The sequence below is a fragment of the Marvinbryantia sp. genome (assembly GCF_047017445.1).
Lineage (GTDB): Bacteria > Bacillota > Clostridia > Lachnospirales > Lachnospiraceae > Marvinbryantia.
This window is the reverse complement of sequence record NZ_JBKXTT010000020.1, coordinates 49,306-71,002: the sequence shown is the minus strand read 5'-3', so window position 1 is coordinate 71,002 and position 21,697 is coordinate 49,306. Positions and strand designations below refer to the sequence as shown.

The following is a 21,697-nucleotide window of genomic DNA, read 5'->3' as shown; positions in this document are numbered from 1 at the left end:
TCCCTGTTCCCACTTGGAAACTGTCTGACGCACGACATTCAGTCTGACGGCAAGTTCCTGCTGTGAAAGCCCCTTTGATTTTCTGATAGCTTTAATGTTTTCGCTGAGCATCGGGGATAGCCTCCTTTCTTTTGATTGTTACTTCTATTGTAGGCTGAACTGACCGTTGCCGCAAGCAACGCAATTTAACATTTATTGTCATTTCTTTTCTGCTTTTGAAAATTTACCGTGTTAAACAATAAATAATAATTGCTTGTTGAACCTTCAACAGATATTTCTTAAATTCATATCCGACAAAAAAATCAGATTCAATTGCTTCTTCAGAGACCTCCTCACAGCGGATAAAGGGCGGGCAGGGATTCAGAATTCTATCATACTTTGCCAGTATTTCCTATATCTAAAATATCGAAAATTTGTTCGAAAAACATATTGACAAACACCTGTTCTGATTATATAATCAAGCTATCGAACACAGGTTCTGATTTTTTCAAAGGGGAAAGGTGAGGGAGATACTTATGAGCAGAACAAGAAAAGAGAGAATACTTCAGAAACGCCGGATTCAGAGAAACAGAAGAATAGCATCCATTTGTGCGATGGTGGTTCTTTCACTTTCCGTGTCCATCCTGTTTCACAATTTTGGTGCACAGGCGGAAAGACCACAGACTTATAAATATTATACAGAGGTTCGCGTGGAGAACGGCGATACGCTGTGGGACATCGCTGCAGAGCATATTACGGAAGAATACCGGAGTATCAACGAATATATCCGTGAGATAAAGGAAATTAACCATCTGGGGGCAACTTTGCAATACGGGCAAGTTCTGACGATTCCGTATTACTCGGATGTGAAAAAGTAGGCGAGGGTTCCAGGCTGGTGCAGACAGTAGTTATTGTTCACGCCAGCCTCAAGTATAAGCAAATCCCATTCGCAAAGCGAATTTTAAATGGATTTGCGAAGGTTACTGCGAACGGAGTGAAATAACGACCATGACGACTGCGACGGGAAAATACTTTTGGGAATCGCTTGCAATTGGATGCAGGATATGGCAAACTAAAGCTATGAAGAGAAGCGATAACTGAAGCTTTGGAAAGGAGAGAGCAGACGAGAGTGGCGAAAGTTTTTAATGTAAATGGAGCATGCCGTTCGGACAGACACTATATGGTCAATCTTGGATCGAGACTTGACGAGATCAGTCGTATGGTTGATGATGGAGCATATTTTACGATTAATCGGGCAAGACAATATGGAAAAACTACCACGTTGCGGGCACTGGCTCATCATCTGAAAAAAGAATATGATGTAATTAGCCTTGATTTTCAGAGAATGAGTTCCCTTTCTTTTGAAAATGAACAAACTTTTGTAGCAGCTTTTGCGGAAGAGCTGCTGGAAGCGGCAGTGCAGCTTCCGGAAGAGATATCAGAAGAATTAAAAGCTTTTACGGATGGCTCTGCAAGAATAAACTCGCTGCAGGCATTATTCCGAATTTTACGTCTCTGGTGTAAAAGGTCTGACAAACGAATTGTTCTGATTATAGATGAGGTAGATACGGCAACAAATAATCAGGTATTTCTTGATTTCCTGGCGCAGCTTCGTGCAGCTTATCTGGACAGTGATGTGACGCCGACTTTTCAGTCTGTAATTCTGGCAGGCGTTTATGATGTCCGAAATATTAAAAGAAAGATACGAGCGGAGGATGATCATAAAACAAATAGTCCCTGGAACATAGCGGCAGATTTTCTTGTAAGCATGAGCTTTTCTGCAGAAGATATTTCAGGGATGCTGATGGAATACGAGACAGACTATCATACCGGGATGGATGTGCAGAAGATAGCGGAGTTGTTGTACGAATATACATCCGGGTACCCATACCTGGTATCCAGGCTGTGTAAATTTTTAGATGAACGTATTGCCGGGAGCAAAGAGTTTCCAGATAAAAATGACGCCTGGACAGAAAAAGGTTTTTTTGAAGCGGAGAAAATGCTTGTAAAGGAAAATAATCCGTTATATCAGTCTCTGATAGATAAACTGTATTCTTATCCGGAGCTTAAAACCGTGCTTTATGAACTGTTATTTAATGGAAAGTCTATTCCATATATATCAACAAACAGTTATATTGAAACAGCAGCTATGTTCGGTTTTATCAGAAATGTAAATGATACGGTAGTTATTTCTAATCGTATATTTGAAACGGTACTTTATAATTTCTTTATTTCAGAAGAGTTTGTCGGAAATAAAATCTATGATGCTGGTGTTCAGGAAAGAAATTATTTTATTAGTGGCGGTCATTTGAATGTACGTAAAATATTGGAAAAATTTATAGAGACATTTGATTATCTGTATGGCGACAGGGATGAAACTTTTCTGGAGGATGTCGGAAGACGCTATTTTTTGTTATTTTTAAAGCCCATTATTAATGGTATCGGAAATTATAGCATAGAACCTGAAACAAGAAACAGGGAACGTATGGACGTGGTTATTTATTATCATGGAGAACAACATATTATAGAAATGAAGGTCTGGCGCGGCAATGCTTATAATGAACGAGGTGAGAAACAGTTATCAGATTACCTGGATTATTTTCATTTGAAGAAGGGATATATGCTTAGCTTTAATTTTAATAAGAAAAAAGAAATTGGCGTCAGAGAAATTTTTCTTGGGGATAAAGTTTTAATTGAGGCAGTTGTGTAAAGAAAATACGTATACAAAAATTTGTCAATCCCAATCCGTTTTGACGGCGGTTGAATGAAATGGATTGGTGGATTGGGATTGACAACCGGAGTGTGGATGTGGTATTTTATAGATATGGATAGATCTATACGACAAACCATAGTTTTTCCAATAGATTTATACGAAAATTTCAATCATTTATCACAAAACACTTTTTTTGAAAGGAACCATATATAATATGGACAAAAACCAGCTTACGTATCATGAACAGGTTAAAGTAGACAATACCTTGCGTATGCGAGAAATTTTAAAAACGATGCCGGACTTTGCCAGGGATTATTTTCGCGCTATTGAGCCGACCACATCCACACGTACCAGAATTTCCTATGCATATGATATCCGTGTATTCTTTCAGTTTTTGCTGGAGGAAAATCCGGCTTTGCGCGGTAAGGAAATGACGGATATTTCGCTGGATATTCTCGATAAGATCAAACCGGTCGATATCGAGGAATATCTGGAGTATTTAAAGGTTTATCAGTCTGAGGACGGTCTGAAAACGAACGGGGAACGTGCGTTAAAGCGAAAAATGGTGGCTCTGCGCGGATTTTACGCATACTTTTTTAAGCGTGAAATGATAAAGACGAACCCGACGGTGCTCGTGGATATGCCGAAAATCCATGATAAAGCGATTGTGCGCCTGGATTCGGACGAAACGGCTTCACTTCTTGACTATATCGAACATGCAGGCGATTCACTGTCCGGTCAGAAAAAAGCTTACTGGGAAAAAACAAAGCTGCGGGATCTCGCTCTGGTCACCCTGCTTCTCGGAACCGGCATCCGTGTGTCTGAGTGCGTCGGCCTGGATATCGGCGATGTCGACTTTAAAAATAACGGTATCAAGGTTGTCCGCAAAGGCGGCAATGAAATGGTTGTCTATTTCGGTGATGAAGTTGAAAAGGCTCTGCGGGATTATCTGGAGGAACGTCTTGGTATCACGCCGGTTGCAGGCAATGAAAATGCGTTGTTTCTCTCCACGCAGCGGAAACGGATCGGCGTGCAGGCAGTTGAAAATCTCGTAAAAAAATATGCGCGGGAAATCACCACTACAAAAAAAATTACGCCGCATAAGCTTCGCAGTACCTATGGCACCAGTCTGTATCAGGAAACAAACGATATCTACCTGGTAGCGGATGTCCTCGGACACAAGGATGTAAATACCACGAAAAAGCATTATGCGGCGATGGATGACGCCCGCAGGCGAAGCGCTGCTTCTGCTGTGCATCTGCGGGAATTGTAGACGTAATTACATTATGTAAACTTATAAGCTATTTGACAGCGGAACCGGATACCTGGAGATATGAATCTCATGCGATCGTACGGTTCCGCCGCAATTTGCAGACTAATTTTCCAGAATAATCGTAAACGGTCCGTCATTTACCAGCGCCACCTTCATATCGGCTCCAAAGGAGCCGGTTTCTACGATCGGCACTTGCCTGCGGCATTCCGCTACGATATAATCATACAACTCTTCGGCCATCTTTGGCTCTCCTGCCTCGATAAAGCTTGGTCGGTTGCCCTTTTTGCAGTTTGCATAGAGGGTAAACTGAGATACCAGCAGAAGGCTTCCATCCACATCCTTTAGGGAAAGATTTGTTTTTCCGTTTTCATCCTCAAAAATGCGAAGCCCGATCATTTTTTTGATCAGGGCGTCGGCATTCTCGCGGGTATCCTCTCTTCCGGCACCGATCAGCACCAGAAAGCCCTTCCGGATCGCGCCGATCACCTGTCCGTCGACGGTCACGGAGCATTCCGTTACACGTTGAATTACAAATTTCATTTATTTCATGTCCTTTTTTACAGATATGTTCCTACTTTGCGTTAAGCGCTTCGCGCTCTTCAATAAACTGGCGCAGAATCTCTACCGTACCGTCAATGCCAAGAATACTGCTGTTGATGCAGAGGTCGTAGCTTGCGATATCGCCCCAGCGTTTATTTGTATAATAATTATAATAGCTTGCGCGCTGTTTATCGGTTTTTGTGATGACGTCTTTCGCCTTCGCGTCGGTAAAATTGTATTTATCTGCAATTCTGCGGATACGTTTATCCATGCTGCCATAGATAAATACGGAAATGCGGTTCGGATAATCGTCCAGTGCATAGTCTGCGCAGCGTCCAACCATCACGCAGGGACCCTCGTCTGCAATTTTCTTGATCGCATTGAACTGTGCAAGAAATACCTTGTGGTTGATCGGCATCCCTGAAAGTGCGGCTGACGCGTAACCCATGGAATAGGTGTCCATAACAAGAGAATACAAAAAGCTGTTTGTCGGTTTCTCGTCGTGATTTTCAAATAATTCCTGGCAGATGCCGCTCTCCTTTGCAGCACGATCCAGAAGCTCATTGTCGTAACATTTTATACCAAGGCGCCCGGCGAGCTTCTGCCCGATCTCTCTTCCGCCGCTTCCATATTGTCTTCCGATTGTGATAACTGATTTACATGCCATAAAAATCCTCCTTTCTTTACACGAGCAGACACTTTCGCGCCGCCGCGTAACCCCCAAAACTAGTACTTGGCTATATTATACAACTAAATATAGAAAATGTACACAAGTTTTATGAAAAATTACATTCCGGCGCGCAATTTTACAAGAAGCTCCTCAAAATATGGCGGCAGCGGCGCAGAAAACTCCATATACTCACCGGTGCGCGGGTGAACGAAGCCGATTACCTGTGCGTGCAAAGTCTGTCCCTGCAGACCGGGAACCGGGCATTTCGCCGGTCCGTACACGTCATCACCCAGGATAGGATGGTGAATGCTGCTCATGTGGACGCGGATCTGGTGCGTCCTGCCGGTTTCCAGCACGCATTCAATATAAGTAAACTTCCCGAATTGTTCCAGCACATAGTAATGTGTGACGGCAGGCTTACCGTTTTTCTCATTCACCGCCATTTTCTTGCGCTCCGTCGGATGGCGTCCGATCGGTGCATTTACGATGCCGTCCCCTGTCAGATTGCCGTGCACGATTGCACGGTATCGACGGGTGATGGAGTGCTCTTTAAGCTGTGCGGCGATCGCATTGTGTGCGAGATCGTTTTTGCAGACGATCAGAGAGCCGGTCGTGTTCTGATCTATGCGGTGGACGATGCCGGGACGCAGCACACCGTTGATGCCGGAGAGCTGGTCGCGGCAGTGATACATCAGCGCGTTTACAAGCGTCTGGCTGTAATGCCCGGCGCCCGGATGGACGACCATCCCCTTCGGCTTGTTGACGATCAGCAGATCATCATCCTCATAGAGAATATCAAGCGGGATATTCTCCGCCAGAATGTCCGGTTCCGTCTGTGCAGGAATATTCACGCAGACGACATCCCCGGCGGCAACCTTATAGCTTGCTTTTACCGGAACACCGTCTACGGATACGCGCTCTTCTTTTAATAATTTCTGCAGAAAAGAACGGGAGCCGGACAGCCTGTCGGAAAGATATTTATCGATCCGCACAGAGGCAGCATCCGGTTCCACAGTCAGGATTTGCTGTTCATCCATGAAAAATCCTCATTTCGGTAAATAATCAATAATAACACAAGAGATACGGTGACATAGCAGTCCGCCACGTTAAACACCGGAAAATTGATAAGGCTGAAATAGAAAAAATCAACCACATAGCCGCGGAAAAGCCGGTCGATCGCGTTCCCGAACGCACCGGCAAGGAACACTGCGCTCAGTACCCGGAAGGCACGATATTTCGGCTCAAACGGTATTTTGTGCCAGAGAAACGCCACTGCGCCGGCGATCAGCAATGTGAAAAGCAGGAACAGCCAGCGCATACCGTCGAGCATTCCCCATGCCATGCCGGTGTTTTCCAGATAAGAAAGCTGAAAGACGCCGGGGATCAGAACAATATCTGCCGCCCCCTTCAGATACCGGACAGCAAGGTATTTGGTAAGCTGATCTGTGGCAAGCAGCACAAGAAACAGAACAAAAGCCGCAGAAACCTGTGATTTTTTTTCATCCCCCAATTTTCCCATCAGTCGTTTGTCTCCGTATACAGAATAAAGTTCACAGCTTCCAGGATCTCCTCGTCGGTCACGGTAGTATCAATAAAAGCTTTCCCGATTTTCTTTAAAAGAACAAATTTTACGCTGCCCTGATCCATTTTTTTATCAGATTTTGTGATGGTAAGGATCTCCTGCGGGTCAATATCCTCCACGGAAAACAGCAGGTCAAAGCCGACGTTCATATCGCGGATCTCATAAAATTCCTCGGTAGAGAGCAAACCGCGCTTAAAGGAAATGTAGGCGGCGGCAACACATCCGAGCGCCACGCACTGTCCATGGAGCAGATCTGGAGATTTCACCTTTTCAATCGCGTGACCGATGGTGTGGCCGAAATTTAAGAGCGCGCGCTCTCCTTTTTCGGTCGGGTCCTTTTCTACAACGGCCCGCTTGATCCTGCAGCTCTCCATCACCATCTCCTGCAGCGTATCCGCGTCGCGCTCTGCAATCTCACTGATGTGTTCGATCAGCCAGGTATAGTAAGCTGCGCTGCGGATCAGTCCATGCTTTAAGACCTCGCCCATGCCGCATGCAAACTGCTCCTCCGGGAGCGTGGAAAGCGTATGTGCGTTCATATAGACGAGCGACGGCTGATGGAACGCACCCACCATATTTTTGTAGCTGTCGAAATCGACGCCGGTCTTGCCGCCGATGCTGCTGTCTACCTGTGCGAGCAGCGTGGTCGGTACCTGTGCAAAGGCGATGCCGCGCAGATAGGTAGCCGCCGCAAAGCCGGTCAGATCGCCGACAACGCCGCCGCCGAGGGCGATCAGCATATCCCGGCGCTCAAAATGCTCCAGGATCAGCTTTTCGTAGAGGCTGCGCACGGTGTCCAGCGTTTTGCTCTGCTCTCCCGCCGGGAAAACAAACTGCGTCAGCGCGCGGCACTTTCCTTCAAGCGCTTTTATCACTTCCTGCAGATAAAGTCCTTCGACAGTCGTATCCGTGACAATGCATAGCTTGCGCCCGGAAATGCCGCAGTCGCTCTCCAGCACCTCAGCGAGACGCCCGAAATCGTGTTCGAAATAGATGGTGTAGCCGCCTGCGCGGTCCGTCTTTACCGTCAATGCGTTTTTCTGTTCTTTTTCCTGTGCCATAAAGGTATTCTCCCTTAGATATATTTTTGGATTTCTGCGATCAGACGCCCCTTCTTCGTGCTGGAGCGGACGCCCAGATAGCGGAAGCGTCCGAGACCGCGCGCGGAGATCACGTCATTTTCTTTTAGCTTACAGCCGTTTGAGGTAACGAGTCTGCCGTTGACGAACACCTTCCCGCCCTCGATCAGACCGACAAGGCTGCTCCTTGATGCTCCAAAGGCGAGCGCAAGCAGGCTGTCCAGCCGCACCGAGGCGACAGAACCCTGCAGAAGCTCGTATTTTGGCTCATATTCGATTTTTTCGAGCGGAACCTGCCGGACATCGACCGGAGTGTTCCGAACGCGTGTGAGGGCTCCTGAAAGAAAATCCGCCATCCGCTCCAGGCAGAAGATCCACGCCGTCCGGTCGTCAATAAGAATATCCCCGATAGTGCTCCTCTCGATGCCGGTGTTTAAGACCGCGCCGAGAAAATCACGGTGCGTAAGCTTTTCAGAGAATTTCTTATTCTGCAGCGTGACGCGCAGACAGGCGATCGGATAGGAAACAGCACCTTTCGCCTCCTCAAAATCCGCCATACAGCAATAAAGAGCATCAGGAATAAAAGCTAATATCTGACGCTCCGCCTGCTCATAGCCGCCAAATCCCACACATTTTACAAAGGAGAGGAATCTGGCGCTCTGATGATAGATATTCAATTCGTTTAAATTCAGAAAATCGGTATATGTGACGATATTTCTGCTGTCTGCCTTTTTTGCAAGCTCCAGCAGCCGCTTCTGAAATAATTCTTCCTCATGGTTCATAGCTTAATAAGTATAATTCATGGACGGTATATCAAAAGCACCGTTCAAAATGTCCTGCAGATCGCCCGATACATCTACCGCCGCCGGAGTAACAATAAAGATACAGTTGCTGACCTTCTGCAGATTTCCGCTGATCGCATAACAGGAACCGGATGTAAAATCGATGATGCGCTGCGCAAGGTCGAGATCGATCCCTTCTATGTTCAGAACCACTGTACAGTTCGCGAGCAACGTTTCCGTGATCTCTCTTGCATCCTCCATACTCTTCGGCTTCACAACGCAGACAGACATATCGTTTGAACTCTTCCTGGTGCGGATCGGAGAAACTTTTGATGTCCCGGAGGATACGGAAGGCTTCGTCTTTGGCTGCGCAGTGTTGACTGTTTTTGCAGTCGATTTGGTAAATTTGCGCATAACCGGTTCGTCGTCATCATCATCGAAATCGTCCAGCGGCTCTTCCCTGCCGGATTTACGGAAAAGACTTTTTTTCGGACGCGGCTCTTCGTATTCGTCCTCTTCACTATCCAGAAAATCGTCGTCATCGTAATCGTCGTCGTTCAGTTTCATTGCATTTAAAAACTTGTCTAAAATGCTCATACTATGTCCTCTCCCAAATTTATATTCAAAAGCGTGTCATTGGTAATTGCGCACACCGAATATTCCGGTGCCCACACGTACATGTGTCGCGCCCTCTTCAACGGCAACCTCATAATCATTTGTCATACCCATGCTGAGAATGCACATATCTACATTATCAATGTTTCCCGCCTTAATGTCAATAAATAAATTGTATAAATTTCGGAAATGAACCCGGTTGTCTTCGGGATTTTCCACAAAGGGGGCAATTGTCATAAGACCTTTTACACAAAGATTCGGGAATTTTGCAATCTCACGCACAAAATTCGCCGTCTCACCGGCGGTCAGACCAAATTTTGATTCCTCCTGCGCGATGTTTATTTCCACAAGCACCGGCATGATCCGGTCATGCTTTGCGGCTTCCTCCTGAATAGTCTCCGCCAGGCGCAGAGAATCGACGGAGTGAATCATACAGGCGCGCTCTATGATATATTTTACCTTGTTGCGCTGCAGATGACCGATCATATGGAAACGAAGGTTTTTCGGCAGCAACTCATATTTTTCTTTTAGTTCCTGCGGTTTATTTTCCCCGAAATCCAGAACGCCCTCCGGCAGCAGCTCCTCGATCATGGATACCGGTTTTGTCTTGCTCACGGCGATCAGTGTGACGTCCTGCGGATTTCTGCCCGCGCGGCGGCACGCTTCGTCGATTCTGCCGCGCACATATCTGTAATTTTCCGTTATCATGCTAATCTGCTCCTATTCTTCAAATGTGTCGTCCTTCACTGTGGAAGCATCCAGTGCGATCTGATCGTACTGTGCAAGCCCGTATGCGCTGTTGCTTTCCACAATGCAGTATTCCTGATTTTCGTCGAGAATTGTAATCTCACGGAAAATCGGATAGCCCTTATTAATATTGTAAACTCCTGTCAGTGTCTGGGTATCGGAAATCTGATAGCGCTTCGAAGAATCCTTCATCAGCACATAGTCCCCCTCCTCAAACAGCGAGGTATCTACATAATAATCGTTGTCAGTTTTATCGTAAACTGTGGCGGTGATGATGCGTACGACTGCCGAACCGTCCGTATCGTACGTCTCCTTGCGGAGCGTGATCTCGTTCTCTGTCTGCTCATTTTCCGTCACGTATTCCTTCGGGATCCGATAAAACACCTTCTCGGCAATCGCTGTGTTCGGGATCTTTAAGCCGCTCTGGCGGTTTAGCAAAAGCTCTATTTCCACAAAACGGTCCCCGGCGAAGCGGATTACGGAATTACTGATATCCAGTTTGCCGAAATAGTCGCCGTCATTTTGGATAATGCTGAAGTCAGCGTTGAATGCTGAACCGTCCTCCATAAAACGGAACCGGACCATATTTGAGTCAGCCAGCTCCATCGCCGTCTTTTTGTCAAGCGGAATGACAAGTGACCATTCCTCGCTGGTGATCAGCTTATAAACCACATCGCCAGCCTTCACCGTCTCGTTCATACGCAGATTTTCTCTTGTATAATTCTTCCTGCTGAACATATCAAGCGTAATATCATCGACTGTCAGATCTTCCATGCCGTCAGTGGAATAAACTACGATCCCGTCCTTCTCCGAGGGTATCAGATTCAGCCCGGCGCTGATGCCCTGCTCCGTGGAATCGAGTACCTTTCTCGAAAGCAGCTCGATCATCGCTGTCTGGGCGTCCGCCTTGAAATTGTATACATCTGAATACGAGATGGATGAATAATTGCCGGCAAAATTGGAGGCGATGCTCCGCAGGCTGGAATAGCTGCTGTCGTCCAGCTCGGTAAGATCCTCTCCCGTTGTGGCGGCGGCCAGATCCATGGTTCCGATGGAATAAACGCCGCTTCCCATACCGACCTTGCTTCCCTCGCGGACATAATAGTGGATCGGTCCCGCCTCACTGCAGGTGACAAGCTGCTCGCTTTTGAGCGCGATCGCCGTATAGCGGTAATTGCCGGAGAGAGAACCTGCCGTGACCTCATAGGCGATAATCTGATCGTTTGTGAGATACATGATCAGGTAGATCAGAAGATATACGAAAACAATGCCGAAGGTGATCGTACCGATATTCAGTATGGAATGCTGATGAAGCTTTACCACTTTTTTCTGTTCACGGTTTCGTTTTATTGCCATAGATACTCCTTATCGTGGACTTTTCCCATAAATTCAAAATGCCGGACAAAAAGATTCATCCGGCATAAATCCTGTTATGTAAAAATGAATTAAAGAGAAACGATCACCTTGCTCTGCATGTTTTCCGGAAGTTCATGTGCATCCTGAGAAATACTGATGATGAAAGTAATCTGATATTTTTCTCCAAGCGCTTCCAGACTGTCAAGCATGGGGGCAACGTCCGCGTCCTCCAGACTTGCGATCTTCAGGAAGCTGTCCAGATAAACCTGCTCCAGATCGTGATCCTGCGAAATGATCCCGCAGACAAATCCCAGAAATGCATCCGGACTTGTCAGCATAAATTCTGATGTATCAATCAGACGGACTCTGTTATTCAGCTCGTACATATGCTGTGAGCTCTTGTCCAAATAAACGATATTACCGTGTACAGATTTGATTTCCGTATTTACTTTTTCAAGTAAATGTTTGGTTTTGCCCTTTCCTTTATTCCCCGCTATGATCTGTATCATTGTAATCTCCTCCTTAAGTTTCGTATATGTACAATTATAATGCACGGTTTCATAAATTACAACTACTTTTTGTTGATAATTGACAACAACTCATTCATTTCTTCATAAAGGTCGTCCTTGGTGTCCGATTTCATAATGACGCTGAAATAGGAGTTGCCATAGGCGTCCTTTGAGAGAAGCGACAGGCAGGCGCCCGCCTCATCCGTTGTACCGGTCTTGCCGCCAAACACCGTCACGCCGTCCGGCGCCGACGCCTCGCCGGTAAAATAATAGCTTGTCGCGTACCAGGTACGCTCATACTGCTCCCCGTCCCCCGCGGTATAGGTGACGGTATAATTCTGCTTGCTGATCGCATCCTGGAATACGTCATATTTGAGCGCTTCCTGGAACATCAGATAGATATCATACGGCGTCGTGTAATGATTTTCATCCTGCAGGCCGTGGGCGTTCATAAAGTGTGTGTTGGTCGCGCCGATCTCGGCTGCCTCCGCATTCATCATCGCAACAAAATTTTCAATGCTGCCGCCCACATGGTAGGCGATCGCGTTTCCGGCATCATTTCCGGAGGCGATCAGAAGACCGTAAAGAAGCTGCCGCAGGGTGTACTGGTCGCCATACTCCAGATAGCACACCGAGGATTCCGGATCGATATCAAGCGCTATCTCATCAATGGTGATCACATCGTCCAGATTGCCGTATTTGAGCGCCACAAGCGCCGTCATGATCTTCGTCAGACTGGCAGGATACAGACGCTCATGAACATTCTTGGCAAACAGCACATTGCCCGCCGACAGATCCATCATCGCGCCGGCCTCGGCATATTCCAGGCTGATCCCGTCGAAGGAAACGTCGGACGCCGTGACACAAAGACCGTCGGTAAACGGAACCGCGCGATTCTCTGCGGCTGATTCGGTGCGGACACCAAATATATTATCCGTGATCTGATATGGATTGACAATAGTGATCTCGTGCGAACGGAAAAAGATCCAAAACACGAGAATGCCGATAAGAATAACAATAGCGATGCCAAGTATCAGCAGCAATATGGAATTGCGGCGCTGCGCTCTCCGCGCTCTCTGAAGCGCCTTTTGGCTTCCCCGCCGGGAATTATCGGTACATCTCACGCCACTCCAGCTCCCCTCTGTCCAGGGACTTGATGAGCATCTCCGCAGTCGCAAGATTTGTCGCAAGCGGAACATTGTACGTGTCACAGAGACGGACCACATTCTTAATGTCCGGCTCATGCGACTTCGGGCGCAGCGGATCGCGCAGGAAAATCACCATATCCATCTGATTCTGCTCGATCTGCGCCGCCATCTGCTGGACACCGCCGAGATGTCCGGCAAGATACTTTGTGATGTTCAGCCCGGTGACGTCCTCAACGAGACGACCGGTGGTATTGGTCGCGTACAGCGTATTTTTCCCGAGGATCCCCCGGTATGCAATGCAGAAATTCTGCATCAGTCCTTTTTTTGAATCATGTGCAATTAATCCGATGTTCATATAAAACCGCCTCCTTCTTTTTGCAACACATCAATATTTTTTTACCTGCAACCCCACATTCAGCACCAGCCCGATACCGATAAAAAGTGTCATCAGCGAGGTCAGACCGTAGCTGACAAACGGCAGCGGCAGCCCCGTGTTCGGCATAAGACCGGTTGCAACACAAATATTCATGATGCTCTGTATGCCGATCAGCGCCCCCATGCCGCAGCAAAGTATCGTACCTGAAAATTCTCGCGCATTGCGTCCGATCCAGATACATTCCAGAACGATCAGAATCTCTAATAAAATAACAACACAGCAGCCGAGGAAGCCAAGCTCCTCCCCGACAACGGCAAAGATAAAGTCTGTCTGCGCCTCGGCAAGGAAATCCCCGTTTTTGACGGATTCCACCGCCGTCGTCTCCAGGCCTTTTCCATAGAGCTGGCCGGAGCCGATCGCCATAATGGAGGTGAGCTGCTGACGTGCTTCATCCGGATATTGATCCGGGTAAAGCCAGGCAAGCACACGAATGAGCTGATACTCCAGAACCAGCGACTGTCCGGGCTGAAGGACGATCCCGACAAGGATCGCCGCCACCGGAGCCATGAGCACCAGGATTCCGGCAATGACCTTATAACTTAATCCCGCAACAAAATAAATAACACAGAATAAAACCAGTGTCAAGAGACAAGTGGAAAGGTTTGGCTGCTGCTGGATCATGACAGCCGGTATCGCCACAATAATTACAGAAAAAATGATTACTTTAAAGCTGCTCAGATCGTCCTGGTGCTTTGAAAAAAACTGCGCGTAAAACATGATCAGAAAGATTTTCATAAGGTCGGCCGGCTGCATTGTAATGCCGGCGATGTTCAGCCAGCGGGTAGCGCCGCCGCCGGAGGAGCCGACGACAAGGACCGCCGCCAGCAGTCCAAGACCGATCGCGTAGAAAATCCAATAGAACCGCAGCAGCCAGACGTAGTCGATCAGCGATACGACCACCATGATGACCAGTCCGCCGATCAGACCGACAATCTGCCGGTCCTGCAGCGACTTGTCGGCGCTGCCGATGACCAGGATGCCGATGATGGAGAGCAGTGTTGTCCAAAGCACTAATCTGAATTTATAATCCCTTAATTTGTATTGTTTTAACATGTTCTGCCCCTTGCTTTGTCTCGTTTATCAGTTGTATCTGTACATTCAGGCGGGTGTGCTCCGCACTTATATACCTTCGTATGACGGCGCGCAGCTCCCGTTTCATCTGCGTCAGTACCTCCGGGCTTACCTGCAGCTTTTCGGAAAGCAGCATATGCTCAAGCCGGTCTCTGGCAATGGTACAAGAAGTCCTGTTTGTACGCATGGAAACACCCTCCTAACCCTTCCGGAAAAAGTCTTTCATTTTCTGGAAGAAGGAGCTTCCTTTGGAAAAATCGGGAATTTCCACCGGTTCTCCCAAAATCCGTCTCGCCACATTGAAAAATGCCTGTCCCGAGGGCGTGTCGGTGCCGGCAAGCGGCTCCCCCTGATTCGTGGACACCACGATGTTTGTGTCGTCCGGTACTGCGCCGATCAGCGGCATCGCAAGAATTTCGGAGACATCCTCCACCGACATCATATCGCCGCGGCTGATAAGATCCGGGCGAAGCCGGTTGATCAGCAGGTCGATCTGCTTCATGCCGCCCGCCTCTAAAAGGCCGATGATGCGGTCTGCGTCGCGGATCGCGGAAACCTCCGGCGTCGTCACGACGATCGCGCGGTCTGCACCCGCTACGGCATTTCGGAATCCCTGCTCGATTCCCGCCGGACAATCCAGCAGGATATAGTCAAACTGCTGCCGCAGGTCGTCCGTCAGCTTTTCCATCTGCTCCGGCGTGACGGCGGATTTGTCGCGCGTCTGCGCCGCCGGAAGCAGAAACAGGTTCTGATAATGCTTGTCGCGGATCAGCGCCTGCTTTAAGCGGCAGTTTCCCTCGACGACGTCCACCAGATTGTATACGATCCGGTTTTCCAGTCCCATCACCACATCCAGATTCCGAAGTCCGATATCCGTGTCCACCAGAACCGTCTTTTTGCCAAGCTTTGCCAGTCCGGTACCGATATTGGCGGTGGCTGTCGTTTTTCCGACGCCTCCCTTACCGGATGTCACTACAATTACTTCACTCATTTTTTTCTTCCTCCACACAGCATAATCCGGGCATTTCCCTGCTTATCCTATGTTTTACTGTACGCAGACGGACGTATCAGCCGTCTTTTGGCGCGTCCTCCTCCTGCGCGGCGGCGCCGAGCATATCCTCCAGCGTGCTGCGCACAAGGTTCTTTACAAAAATATGATTATCCTTTATGTAAGCTATTTTGGGGTCAAGCGCGTATTCCGCGCTGTCGGAGCGCTTTGTAATAGCGCTGCGCGCCATTTTGTCGGCGATCCTTATCTGGACCGGCTTCATCACAAGAGCGGCGACAAAGCAATCGCGATTGCCGGAGGCTCCGGCATAAACGCTGCCCCGGCAGGAGCCGAGCACAACGACGTTTCCCTTTGACACCACTGATGCGCCGGGATTGACATCGCCGAGAATAACAATGCTTGTCTCCGATTCTATCGTCTGCCCGCCGCGCAGGTTTCCGCGGTAAAACTGTCCTTCCCGCGCCTCCGCTTCACCGGCAAGCCGGATTGCATGCTCATAATACTGTGCTTCCTCCGGCCGCTCATCCACGATGCAGATCACATGGATGTGGGAATTCATGACGATCGCGTTTACCAGACGATCCTCCTGGTTCTTCGTCAGCACACGCCCCTGGAATGTCACCGCCATCCTGGCGTCTTTAAAAAAGTTATCTGCCTCTTTAAATTTTGCGGCGACCGCCTCCGTAAGCTCGGCAAACGGGAGATCGGCATCCAGACGCACAACCAGTCCATATTTATTGCTTTTGATTATTACCGGACTATTTTTCATCGCTACACCACTCTTTTTTGCTTAGTCAGTTCTTGCGCCGCTGATCGCGCCGTTGTAGGAGGCGTGACCGGTAATCAGTTCATCTTTATCTTTAAGATTGAAGATGTACTGTATCATATCTTTTGAAAGCAGCGCAGCCAGACCGGACGAATAACCGTTTGTGATACGGCAGGCGATCGCGATCTGCGGCTCGTCAAACGGCGCATAGCCGACGAACAGCGCGTGGCTCGGTACGCCCGTTTCCTCGGCGGTACCGGTCTTTCCTGCCATTTCAATACCAACATCCTGGATATACGTATTATTTTTTACCATCTGATTCATGCCGGTCTTGATCGCGTTCCAGAGATAATCGTCTGCTTCCACATAACCGTGAATTGTCGGATTTTGTTCCAGAACAGTGCGCCCCTCGGAATCGGTAATCTTATCCAGCAGCGTCAGATCGTAGCAGGTGCCGCCGTTGGCGATCGTTGCCACGTATCTTGCAAGCTGTATGGTCGCATAGGCGTGGCGTCCCTGTCCCATTGCGGAGGGAGCCATCGCGTTATCAGAGATCTGCGGAGTGCTCTCATCCATCTCAATGCCGGTCTCATCGCCGAGGCCGAACATTTCGGCATACTTTGTGAGCTTTGCGATACCGGTGGCGTCGTCCTTATTCCCGTCTGCATCGCCCACGTCGCCCAGGCGCAGACCGATGGTGTTGAAGTAATAGTTGCAGGATTCCTGCAGCGCCGTCGAGAGCGTCAGCGCTCCATGATACCCCGGATAGATCCAGCAGTTGATCGGCGGGTCGACATCCTCAAATTTACCGGTACAGTTAACCGCCTCATCCACGCCGATCACGCCCTCCATGACACCTGCAACGCTTGTTACCATTTTAAAGGTAGAACCGGGCGCTGTCAATTCCTGTGTTGCTTTGTTATAGAACGGGCTGGAGGCGTCAGATACCAGCTCCTCAAAATATTCCTCATCCATATCGTTTGCAAGCCGGTTGTTATCGTAGCCCGGATAGGTAACGACCGCCAGCGCATTGCCGTTGTTCGGATCCACCACCACAAGCGAGCCGGAGCACGGCGCCACCGCAAATTTGGAAGGCGGGATTTCCAGATAATACACCTTCTCGCGGATGAAATCATAGGCTGAAACGCTGCCGTCCTGCAGACCGCTGTATGCCGCCTCGTCCATCTCCAGAACGCCCTGGTCAAACAGCAGACGACAGAGCGTCTGCGGGCTTAACGTGTCATCCTCCACCATGTAGCGGTAGACGGTTCTGCTGAAGGCACGGTCGTCGGCGATATATTCCTCCAGATAAGCGCAGAGGTTTGTAAAAATCTCGTCCGAATCCCAGAATTCGCTCTCCTCCATGATGCCGGAAACGTCCAGCCAGTCCTTTGAGATCGCATAAGTCAGATATTCCTTTAAGCTGATGCTCTCGTCGTTTGTCCAGGCGATATAGGTGTCGTCCGTTTTGTCGATCGAATCTGTTTTTAAGATGCCAAGCTCCGGCAGCGTTGTATCCACAAGGTAGGACATGTAGACCTGCATCGGCGTATCCAGTTCGCTGTACGGGCGCGGCGAATCAGAGAGAAGCTCGGCGAGCAGATCGTCGAAAATCTCTTCTTCCCGTTTTTGGAGCATCTGGTAAACCTGCTGCTCCAGCTCCGTCGCCTCGCCGGATTCCATATGGGAGACGCTCAGTATATTATTTTCAAAAAGCGCATAGTACAGGTCGTATACCGGAATAACAATATCATCCGTGCTGACCGACTCGTTATCAAATTCTTTTAGATCCAATGTTTTATCATAAATGATACCGGCAATATACTGCTCCAGCAGATGATACGCCGCCTCCTGGTAATCGGATTTGATCGTGAGATACAGATCATTTCCCGCCTGCGGCTCTACAGCAGAATCTTCCTGCAGCACCTTTCCGAGGTTGTTTACATAAACCACCTGCTTGCCGTCGGTGCCCTGAAGCTGCGTCTCAAAATACGCCTCCAGGCCAACCTTCCCGACAATATCATTGATATCGTATACCTCCCTGCCAAGCTCCTCGTTGAGGGACTCGATCTCCTCCGCGGAAATCTGTCCGGTATAGCCGATGATATTGGAATAATACGGACTGTTGTTGTACACACGGATAGAGCTTTCAATCACATCCACACCGACATAATAGCCCTTGCTCTCCATCAGACTGGACATCGACTGTTCGGAAATGTCGCGCGCAATCGTGGTGGAGACATATTTCTGGTAGCTGTTCTGGTTGATCGCACTGCGCATCGCGATCATTTTCAACTGGTCCTCTTTGGAAATGTTCTGCACAAGCCCGTATTCCGCCAGCAGCTCCGCCGGGTAATCCGCCAGCGTGGTGACGCCGTACATGTCTTTGCCGCCAAGCTGCGCGATCAGCTCATCCGCCGTCACTGCAGCCTCCTCAGACGTCAGCACCAGCGTGGAATCGACCTCCTCATCCTCCGGCATGGTGGTGTACGGCTTTCCGTAAGCGTCCGCCTTAAAGCGCAACAGGTTGTAGCCGCTCTTTGTAAAGGAATATTCTCCCGCATCGTCAAGCTCAACGGCAAAATCACCGGTATAGACATCGTCGCCGTTTGCGTATAAAATCTGCATGATCTGGTAGAGATAACCGTTGATCGTCAGATTGCGCACGTCGCTCGCATACAGGTATTCCTCGGTATTCGTATCAGGATCGCGGTAATTCCTGCCCTCGTAGCTGCCGACGTCCTGGAACGTCACCTCATACGCAAGCTTATTGTATGCGATCAGCTTGCCGTCACTGTCATAGATACAGCCGCGCGTGCTCGGAATCGTCGTTTCCTTGCGGATCTGCGTGGTGAAGCTCTCCTGGTAGGTCTCGCCGTTGACGATCTGCAGGTCAAACAGCCTGCGCACCAGCACACATGCGAGCACCACAAACAGGACACTGAGAATCAGCAATCTGGAATTTAATAATGTTGCAACTCTTTTTCGAAAACGTTTAAACAAAACTGCCTACACTCCTTTTGTCCATTTTTTCTAGTTTCTGGTTCAGCAGCAGGAAAATGCGGTAGCAAATAATCGTAAGAAGGATCGTATAAATCATTTCCGGCAGGATAATGCGCCGGATGTAGTAAAACAGGTCTATCCTGCCGCGCAGGAGAAATTTTGTAATGTAAAAGAGACAGCCATACACAAAATCGCCTGCCGCAGTTAAAAGCACGGGCATCTTGATGTCCTCGTCATAAAAAATATGATAGCAGTAACCGCTGAAATATCCGATAAACATATAGACGAAGGCGCGCAGCCCGACAAACAGATCCGGCAGCATAAGATCGGTAAGAAGTCCGCACACAAAGCCCAGGAGCAGCCCGGAGCGCTTCCCGCGCATCAGACCGAAGGAAACCGTAAAAACGATCATCAGATTCGGCGTGATGGAGGCGATGGAGATCGCCGGGAGCAGCGAGCACTGCAGCAGCAGGCAGACCAGCATGGTGGCAAACAGAATCAGCTTTGTTCTCATTGCACTGCCCTCCTATTCTGCGGTCTGCTTTAAATTCTTGATGACGAGCACTTCCTTGATCGACTTAAAATCGACGACCGGTGAGATATAGCCGGAGCGCGTCAGATTATTGGAGTCGGTATGGATCTCGCTGATATAACCGATCAGAATGCCCGGAAGGAACTTGTCGCTGATGTTGGACGTCACGACCGTATCCCCGACCTTCGCCTTGGAATCCGGGTCGTTCAGCTTTACGAGATTTACCCGGCCTTCATCAATCAGCGAGAGGTCGCCTGCGATGATACAGGTGTCGTGTGTCTCGGAGATCTCCGCGCTCACATTGCTGTAATCGTCGATGATCGCGCGCACCCTTGCGTAATTCGGACCGACCTCCGTGATGATGCCGGCAAGCCCGGCTCCTGCGATAACGTTCATATCGACCGCAATCCCGTCGTTCGCACCTTTGTCGATCGTGAACATACTGAACCAGTTCCCGGCATTCTCTCTGGAGATCACGCGGGCGCCGACCTTTTCATAGCTCTCGTACTTGTGGTCGAGGGCGTAGAGGTCACGCAGACTGTTCAGCTCCTCGCGGTCCTGCAAAAGCTGCGTGTTTTCCACGGTAAGCTCGTCCACCTGTGCCTGCAGTTTCTCGTTTTCCGCCGCCAGGTTCAGATTATCCTCAAAATAATCCATCCTGTCGGAAAGCCAGCCGCCCACCTGATTGACGCCGGACTGCAGCGGCGTCAGTACGTATCCTGCCGCGTAGTTGAGCGGATTAACCGAAAAGTCAAGCACAAAGCTCAGTATAATGATGATGCCGCTGACAATCGAAAGAATAAACAGCAGCGTTTTACTCTTTATGTGATGGTTCTTCATAGCTACCTCTGTGTTGTAAGTATTTTATATCGTCGTTCCGGTCAGATCCTTCAGTGAAAACGTACACTCTGAAAGCTCCGGATGGTTCATGATCGTCTGTATGCCGTGCAGGGTGGTAAGCCCCGGTTCACGCACCATGGAAATCGGGATATTAAGCTCATGACGCATATAGTCGGACAGATTTGGAATCAATGAGGTACCGCCCGTAAGACAGAGCCCCGCTTCCAGAATGTCGTGATGAAACTGCGGCGGGAGCCGGTCTATGATTCCGCGAAGCTCATCGGTGATTGTTTTTATTGTACCGGCAATGGCACGGCTGACTGCCATGGATGTGATTTCTGCGCTGACAGGAACTCCGGAAATGGTGCTGATCCCGAATACCGTGAGGGAATCCGCCGGGCCGTCGATCATATAGGAAAGCCGGTTTTTCAGAACCGCCGCCGTTTTCATGCCGATGTTCAGGTGATACATTCGCCGCACCATGGTAGAGATATCTTCATCCAGCGTATGTCCGCCGATCGGGAGCGTTTTGCTGAGCAGGATTTTTCCGCCTGCCGCGACGGAAATCTCTGTCGTTCCGGCGCCAATGTTGACGAGCATACTCGCCCGCGGGGATTCTATGGAAACGCCGACGCCGATGGTGTCGGCAATGCCCTTGTCTACCAGATAAATTTTCCCGGCCCGGACAGTGCCGGTAAGTACATTATAATATGCGCGCTTCTCCACTGCCGAAATATCCCGCGGAACGGCGATATAAATGGCAGGTCGCCCGGACAGAAAACGATGGCTGCGCCGGATGAGGCGGGACAATACCACCTCGGCATTTTTCTGCTGGGCGATCACTCCGTGAACCATCGGGCATTCCGCCTGAACGTCCGCCGGAGTCTTTTCGTACATATCGTATGCGGCATCCCCGATGGCAAGTACCCTGCCGCCCCGGACCGCGATCATATTTTTTTCACAAACCGTAATGCGTTTTTTCCGGTCGCAGATCTTGATGGTGTCTGTACCAAGATCAATCCCAAGTGCATTGTGAAATAACATATT

The 21,697-nt window shown here is 49.1% G+C and carries 24 protein-coding genes; 3 read left to right on the top strand and 21 right to left on the bottom strand.

What is annotated here, in order from left to right; all coding sequences use genetic code 11:
- The coding region (locus ACLU9Q_RS17825; RefSeq protein WP_412625700.1) for a helix-turn-helix transcriptional regulator at positions 1-111 on the bottom strand (111 nt) is incomplete at its 3' end.
- A 404-nt stretch (positions 112-515) separates the two neighbouring features.
- Here ACLU9Q_RS17825 and ACLU9Q_RS17820 point away from each other — a divergent pair.
- From ACLU9Q_RS17820 to ACLU9Q_RS17810, 3 genes are all read left to right on the top strand, one after another.
- Complete coding sequence (locus ACLU9Q_RS17820) at positions 516-857, top strand: LysM peptidoglycan-binding domain-containing protein (RefSeq protein ID WP_296834332.1); 342 nt, start codon at positions 516-518, stop codon at positions 855-857.
- 341 nt (positions 858-1,198) lie between these two features.
- Complete coding sequence (locus ACLU9Q_RS17815; protein ID WP_296834329.1) at positions 1,199-2,689, top strand: ATP-binding protein; 1,491 nt, start codon at positions 1,199-1,201, stop codon at positions 2,687-2,689.
- A 217-nt stretch (positions 2,690-2,906) separates the two neighbouring features.
- On the top strand, positions 2,907-3,965 hold the full coding sequence (locus tag ACLU9Q_RS17810; RefSeq protein WP_296834326.1) for a tyrosine-type recombinase/integrase: 1,059 nt from the start codon (positions 2,907-2,909) through the stop codon (positions 3,963-3,965).
- A 102-nt stretch (positions 3,966-4,067) separates the two neighbouring features.
- Here ACLU9Q_RS17810 and dtd read toward each other — a convergent pair whose 3' ends face one another.
- From dtd to ACLU9Q_RS17710, 20 genes are all read right to left on the bottom strand, one after another.
- On the bottom strand, positions 4,068-4,505 hold the full coding sequence (gene dtd, locus ACLU9Q_RS17805; RefSeq protein WP_296834323.1) for a D-aminoacyl-tRNA deacylase: 438 nt from the start codon (positions 4,503-4,505) through the stop codon (positions 4,068-4,070).
- 31 nt (positions 4,506-4,536) lie between these two features.
- Positions 4,537-5,172, bottom strand: coding sequence for an AAA family ATPase (locus tag ACLU9Q_RS17800; RefSeq protein ID WP_296834319.1), 636 nt, complete (start codon positions 5,170-5,172; stop codon positions 4,537-4,539).
- 119 nt (positions 5,173-5,291) lie between these two features.
- The gene (locus tag ACLU9Q_RS17795; protein ID WP_296834316.1) at positions 5,292-6,212 is read right to left on the bottom strand and encodes an RluA family pseudouridine synthase; all 921 of its coding nucleotides are present in this window, start codon (positions 6,210-6,212) and stop codon (positions 5,292-5,294) included.
- On the bottom strand, positions 6,191-6,694 hold the full coding sequence (lspA, locus tag ACLU9Q_RS17790) for a signal peptidase II (RefSeq protein ID WP_296834313.1): 504 nt from the start codon (positions 6,692-6,694) through the stop codon (positions 6,191-6,193). Before lspA ends, ACLU9Q_RS17795 begins: the two co-directional genes overlap by 22 nt.
- Positions 6,694-7,818: a 3-dehydroquinate synthase gene (gene aroB, locus ACLU9Q_RS17785; RefSeq protein ID WP_296834310.1), complete on the bottom strand. Its 1,125-nt coding sequence runs from the start codon at positions 7,816-7,818 to the stop codon at positions 6,694-6,696. Before aroB ends, lspA begins: the two co-directional genes overlap by 1 nt.
- Before the next feature lie 14 nt (positions 7,819-7,832).
- Entirely contained in the window at positions 7,833-8,618 is a 786-nt protein-coding gene (locus tag ACLU9Q_RS17780; protein ID WP_296834308.1) for an RNA-binding protein, read from the bottom strand.
- Positions 8,619-8,621: 3 nt separating this feature from the next.
- The gene (locus tag ACLU9Q_RS17775) at positions 8,622-9,215 is read right to left on the bottom strand and encodes a cell division protein SepF (RefSeq protein WP_296834305.1); all 594 of its coding nucleotides are present in this window, start codon (positions 9,213-9,215) and stop codon (positions 8,622-8,624) included.
- A gap of 36 nt (positions 9,216-9,251) precedes the next feature.
- Entirely contained in the window at positions 9,252-9,941 is a 690-nt protein-coding gene (locus tag ACLU9Q_RS17770) for a YggS family pyridoxal phosphate-dependent enzyme (protein WP_296834303.1), read from the bottom strand.
- Positions 9,942-9,953: 12 nt separating this feature from the next.
- Positions 9,954-11,336: an HlyD family efflux transporter periplasmic adaptor subunit gene (locus tag ACLU9Q_RS17765; protein WP_296834300.1), complete on the bottom strand. Its 1,383-nt coding sequence runs from the start codon at positions 11,334-11,336 to the stop codon at positions 9,954-9,956.
- A gap of 89 nt (positions 11,337-11,425) precedes the next feature.
- Complete coding sequence (locus ACLU9Q_RS17760) at positions 11,426-11,845, bottom strand: twitching motility protein PilT (protein WP_296834297.1); 420 nt, start codon at positions 11,843-11,845, stop codon at positions 11,426-11,428.
- Between the two features lie 62 nt (positions 11,846-11,907).
- Complete coding sequence (locus ACLU9Q_RS17755) at positions 11,908-12,969, bottom strand: D-alanyl-D-alanine carboxypeptidase family protein (protein ID WP_296834294.1); 1,062 nt, start codon at positions 12,967-12,969, stop codon at positions 11,908-11,910.
- Complete coding sequence (gene mgsA, locus ACLU9Q_RS17750; protein ID WP_296834291.1) at positions 12,953-13,348, bottom strand: methylglyoxal synthase; 396 nt, start codon at positions 13,346-13,348, stop codon at positions 12,953-12,955. Before mgsA ends, ACLU9Q_RS17755 begins: the two co-directional genes overlap by 17 nt.
- Positions 13,349-13,378: 30 nt before the next feature.
- Positions 13,379-14,482: an FtsW/RodA/SpoVE family cell cycle protein gene (locus ACLU9Q_RS17745; RefSeq protein ID WP_296834288.1), complete on the bottom strand. Its 1,104-nt coding sequence runs from the start codon at positions 14,480-14,482 to the stop codon at positions 13,379-13,381.
- Entirely contained in the window at positions 14,451-14,687 is a 237-nt protein-coding gene (locus ACLU9Q_RS17740) for a cell division topological specificity factor MinE (protein ID WP_296834285.1), read from the bottom strand. Before ACLU9Q_RS17740 ends, ACLU9Q_RS17745 begins: the two co-directional genes overlap by 32 nt.
- 12 nt (positions 14,688-14,699) lie before the next feature.
- Positions 14,700-15,491: a septum site-determining protein MinD gene (minD, locus tag ACLU9Q_RS17735; RefSeq protein ID WP_296834282.1), complete on the bottom strand. Its 792-nt coding sequence runs from the start codon at positions 15,489-15,491 to the stop codon at positions 14,700-14,702.
- A 76-nt stretch (positions 15,492-15,567) separates the two neighbouring features.
- Entirely contained in the window at positions 15,568-16,278 is a 711-nt protein-coding gene (gene minC / locus ACLU9Q_RS17730; RefSeq protein ID WP_296834278.1) for a septum site-determining protein MinC, read from the bottom strand.
- A 21-nt stretch (positions 16,279-16,299) separates the two neighbouring features.
- Entirely contained in the window at positions 16,300-19,278 is a 2,979-nt protein-coding gene (locus ACLU9Q_RS17725) for a penicillin-binding transpeptidase domain-containing protein (protein WP_296834275.1), read from the bottom strand.
- Positions 19,271-19,792, bottom strand: coding sequence for a rod shape-determining protein MreD (gene mreD / locus ACLU9Q_RS17720; protein ID WP_296834270.1), 522 nt, complete (start codon positions 19,790-19,792; stop codon positions 19,271-19,273). The genes ACLU9Q_RS17725 and mreD overlap by 8 nt, the downstream gene beginning before the upstream one ends.
- 12 nt (positions 19,793-19,804) lie before the next feature.
- A complete protein-coding gene (mreC, locus tag ACLU9Q_RS17715) occupies positions 19,805-20,650 on the bottom strand; it encodes a rod shape-determining protein MreC (protein ID WP_296834267.1) in 846 nt (281 codons plus the stop codon).
- Between the two features lie 24 nt (positions 20,651-20,674).
- Positions 20,675-21,694, bottom strand: coding sequence for a rod shape-determining protein (locus ACLU9Q_RS17710; protein ID WP_296834264.1), 1,020 nt, complete (start codon positions 21,692-21,694; stop codon positions 20,675-20,677).
- Positions 21,695-21,697: the final 3 nt, after the last annotated feature.

What these genes read in the sequence shown, in the direction of transcription:
- ACLU9Q_RS17820 (WP_296834332.1), top strand. Translation starts at nt 516, where the DNA reads ATGAGCAGAACAAGAAAAGAGAGAATACTTCAGAAACGCCGGATTCAG.
- ACLU9Q_RS17815 (WP_296834329.1), top strand. Translation starts at nt 1,199, where the DNA reads ATGGTTGATGATGGAGCATATTTTACGATTAATCGGGCAAGACAATAT.
- ACLU9Q_RS17810 (WP_296834326.1), top strand. Translation starts at nt 2,907, where the DNA reads ATGGACAAAAACCAGCTTACGTATCATGAACAGGTTAAAGTAGACAAT.
- dtd (WP_296834323.1), bottom strand. Translation starts at nt 4,505, where the DNA reads ATGAAATTTGTAATTCAACGTGTAACGGAATGCTCCGTGACCGTCGAC.
- ACLU9Q_RS17800 (WP_296834319.1), bottom strand. Translation starts at nt 5,172, where the DNA reads ATGGCATGTAAATCAGTTATCACAATCGGAAGACAATATGGAAGCGGC.
- ACLU9Q_RS17795 (WP_296834316.1), bottom strand. Translation starts at nt 6,212, where the DNA reads ATGGATGAACAGCAAATCCTGACTGTGGAACCGGATGCTGCCTCTGTG.
- lspA (WP_296834313.1), bottom strand. Translation starts at nt 6,694, where the DNA reads ATGGGAAAATTGGGGGATGAAAAAAAATCACAGGTTTCTGCGGCTTTT.
- aroB (WP_296834310.1), bottom strand. Translation starts at nt 7,818, where the DNA reads ATGGCACAGGAAAAAGAACAGAAAAACGCATTGACGGTAAAGACGGAC.
- ACLU9Q_RS17780 (WP_296834308.1), bottom strand. Translation starts at nt 8,618, where the DNA reads ATGAACCATGAGGAAGAATTATTTCAGAAGCGGCTGCTGGAGCTTGCA.
- ACLU9Q_RS17775 (WP_296834305.1), bottom strand. Translation starts at nt 9,215, where the DNA reads ATGAGCATTTTAGACAAGTTTTTAAATGCAATGAAACTGAACGACGAC.
- ACLU9Q_RS17770 (WP_296834303.1), bottom strand. Translation starts at nt 9,941, where the DNA reads ATGATAACGGAAAATTACAGATATGTGCGCGGCAGAATCGACGAAGCG.
- ACLU9Q_RS17765 (WP_296834300.1), bottom strand. Translation starts at nt 11,336, where the DNA reads ATGGCAATAAAACGAAACCGTGAACAGAAAAAAGTGGTAAAGCTTCAT.
- ACLU9Q_RS17760 (WP_296834297.1), bottom strand. Translation starts at nt 11,845, where the DNA reads ATGATACAGATCATAGCGGGGAATAAAGGAAAGGGCAAAACCAAACAT.
- mgsA (WP_296834291.1), bottom strand. Translation starts at nt 13,348, where the DNA reads ATGAACATCGGATTAATTGCACATGATTCAAAAAAAGGACTGATGCAG.
- ACLU9Q_RS17745 (WP_296834288.1), bottom strand. Translation starts at nt 14,482, where the DNA reads ATGTTAAAACAATACAAATTAAGGGATTATAAATTCAGATTAGTGCTT.
- ACLU9Q_RS17740 (WP_296834285.1), bottom strand. Translation starts at nt 14,687, where the DNA reads ATGCGTACAAACAGGACTTCTTGTACCATTGCCAGAGACCGGCTTGAG.
- minD (WP_296834282.1), bottom strand. Translation starts at nt 15,491, where the DNA reads ATGAGTGAAGTAATTGTAGTGACATCCGGTAAGGGAGGCGTCGGAAAA.
- minC (WP_296834278.1), bottom strand. Translation starts at nt 16,278, where the DNA reads ATGAAAAATAGTCCGGTAATAATCAAAAGCAATAAATATGGACTGGTT.
- mreD (WP_296834270.1), bottom strand. Translation starts at nt 19,792, where the DNA reads ATGAGAACAAAGCTGATTCTGTTTGCCACCATGCTGGTCTGCCTGCTG.
- mreC (WP_296834267.1), bottom strand. Translation starts at nt 20,650, where the DNA reads ATGAAGAACCATCACATAAAGAGTAAAACGCTGCTGTTTATTCTTTCG.
- ACLU9Q_RS17710 (WP_296834264.1), bottom strand. Translation starts at nt 21,694, where the DNA reads ATGTTATTTCACAATGCACTTGGGATTGATCTTGGTACAGACACCATC.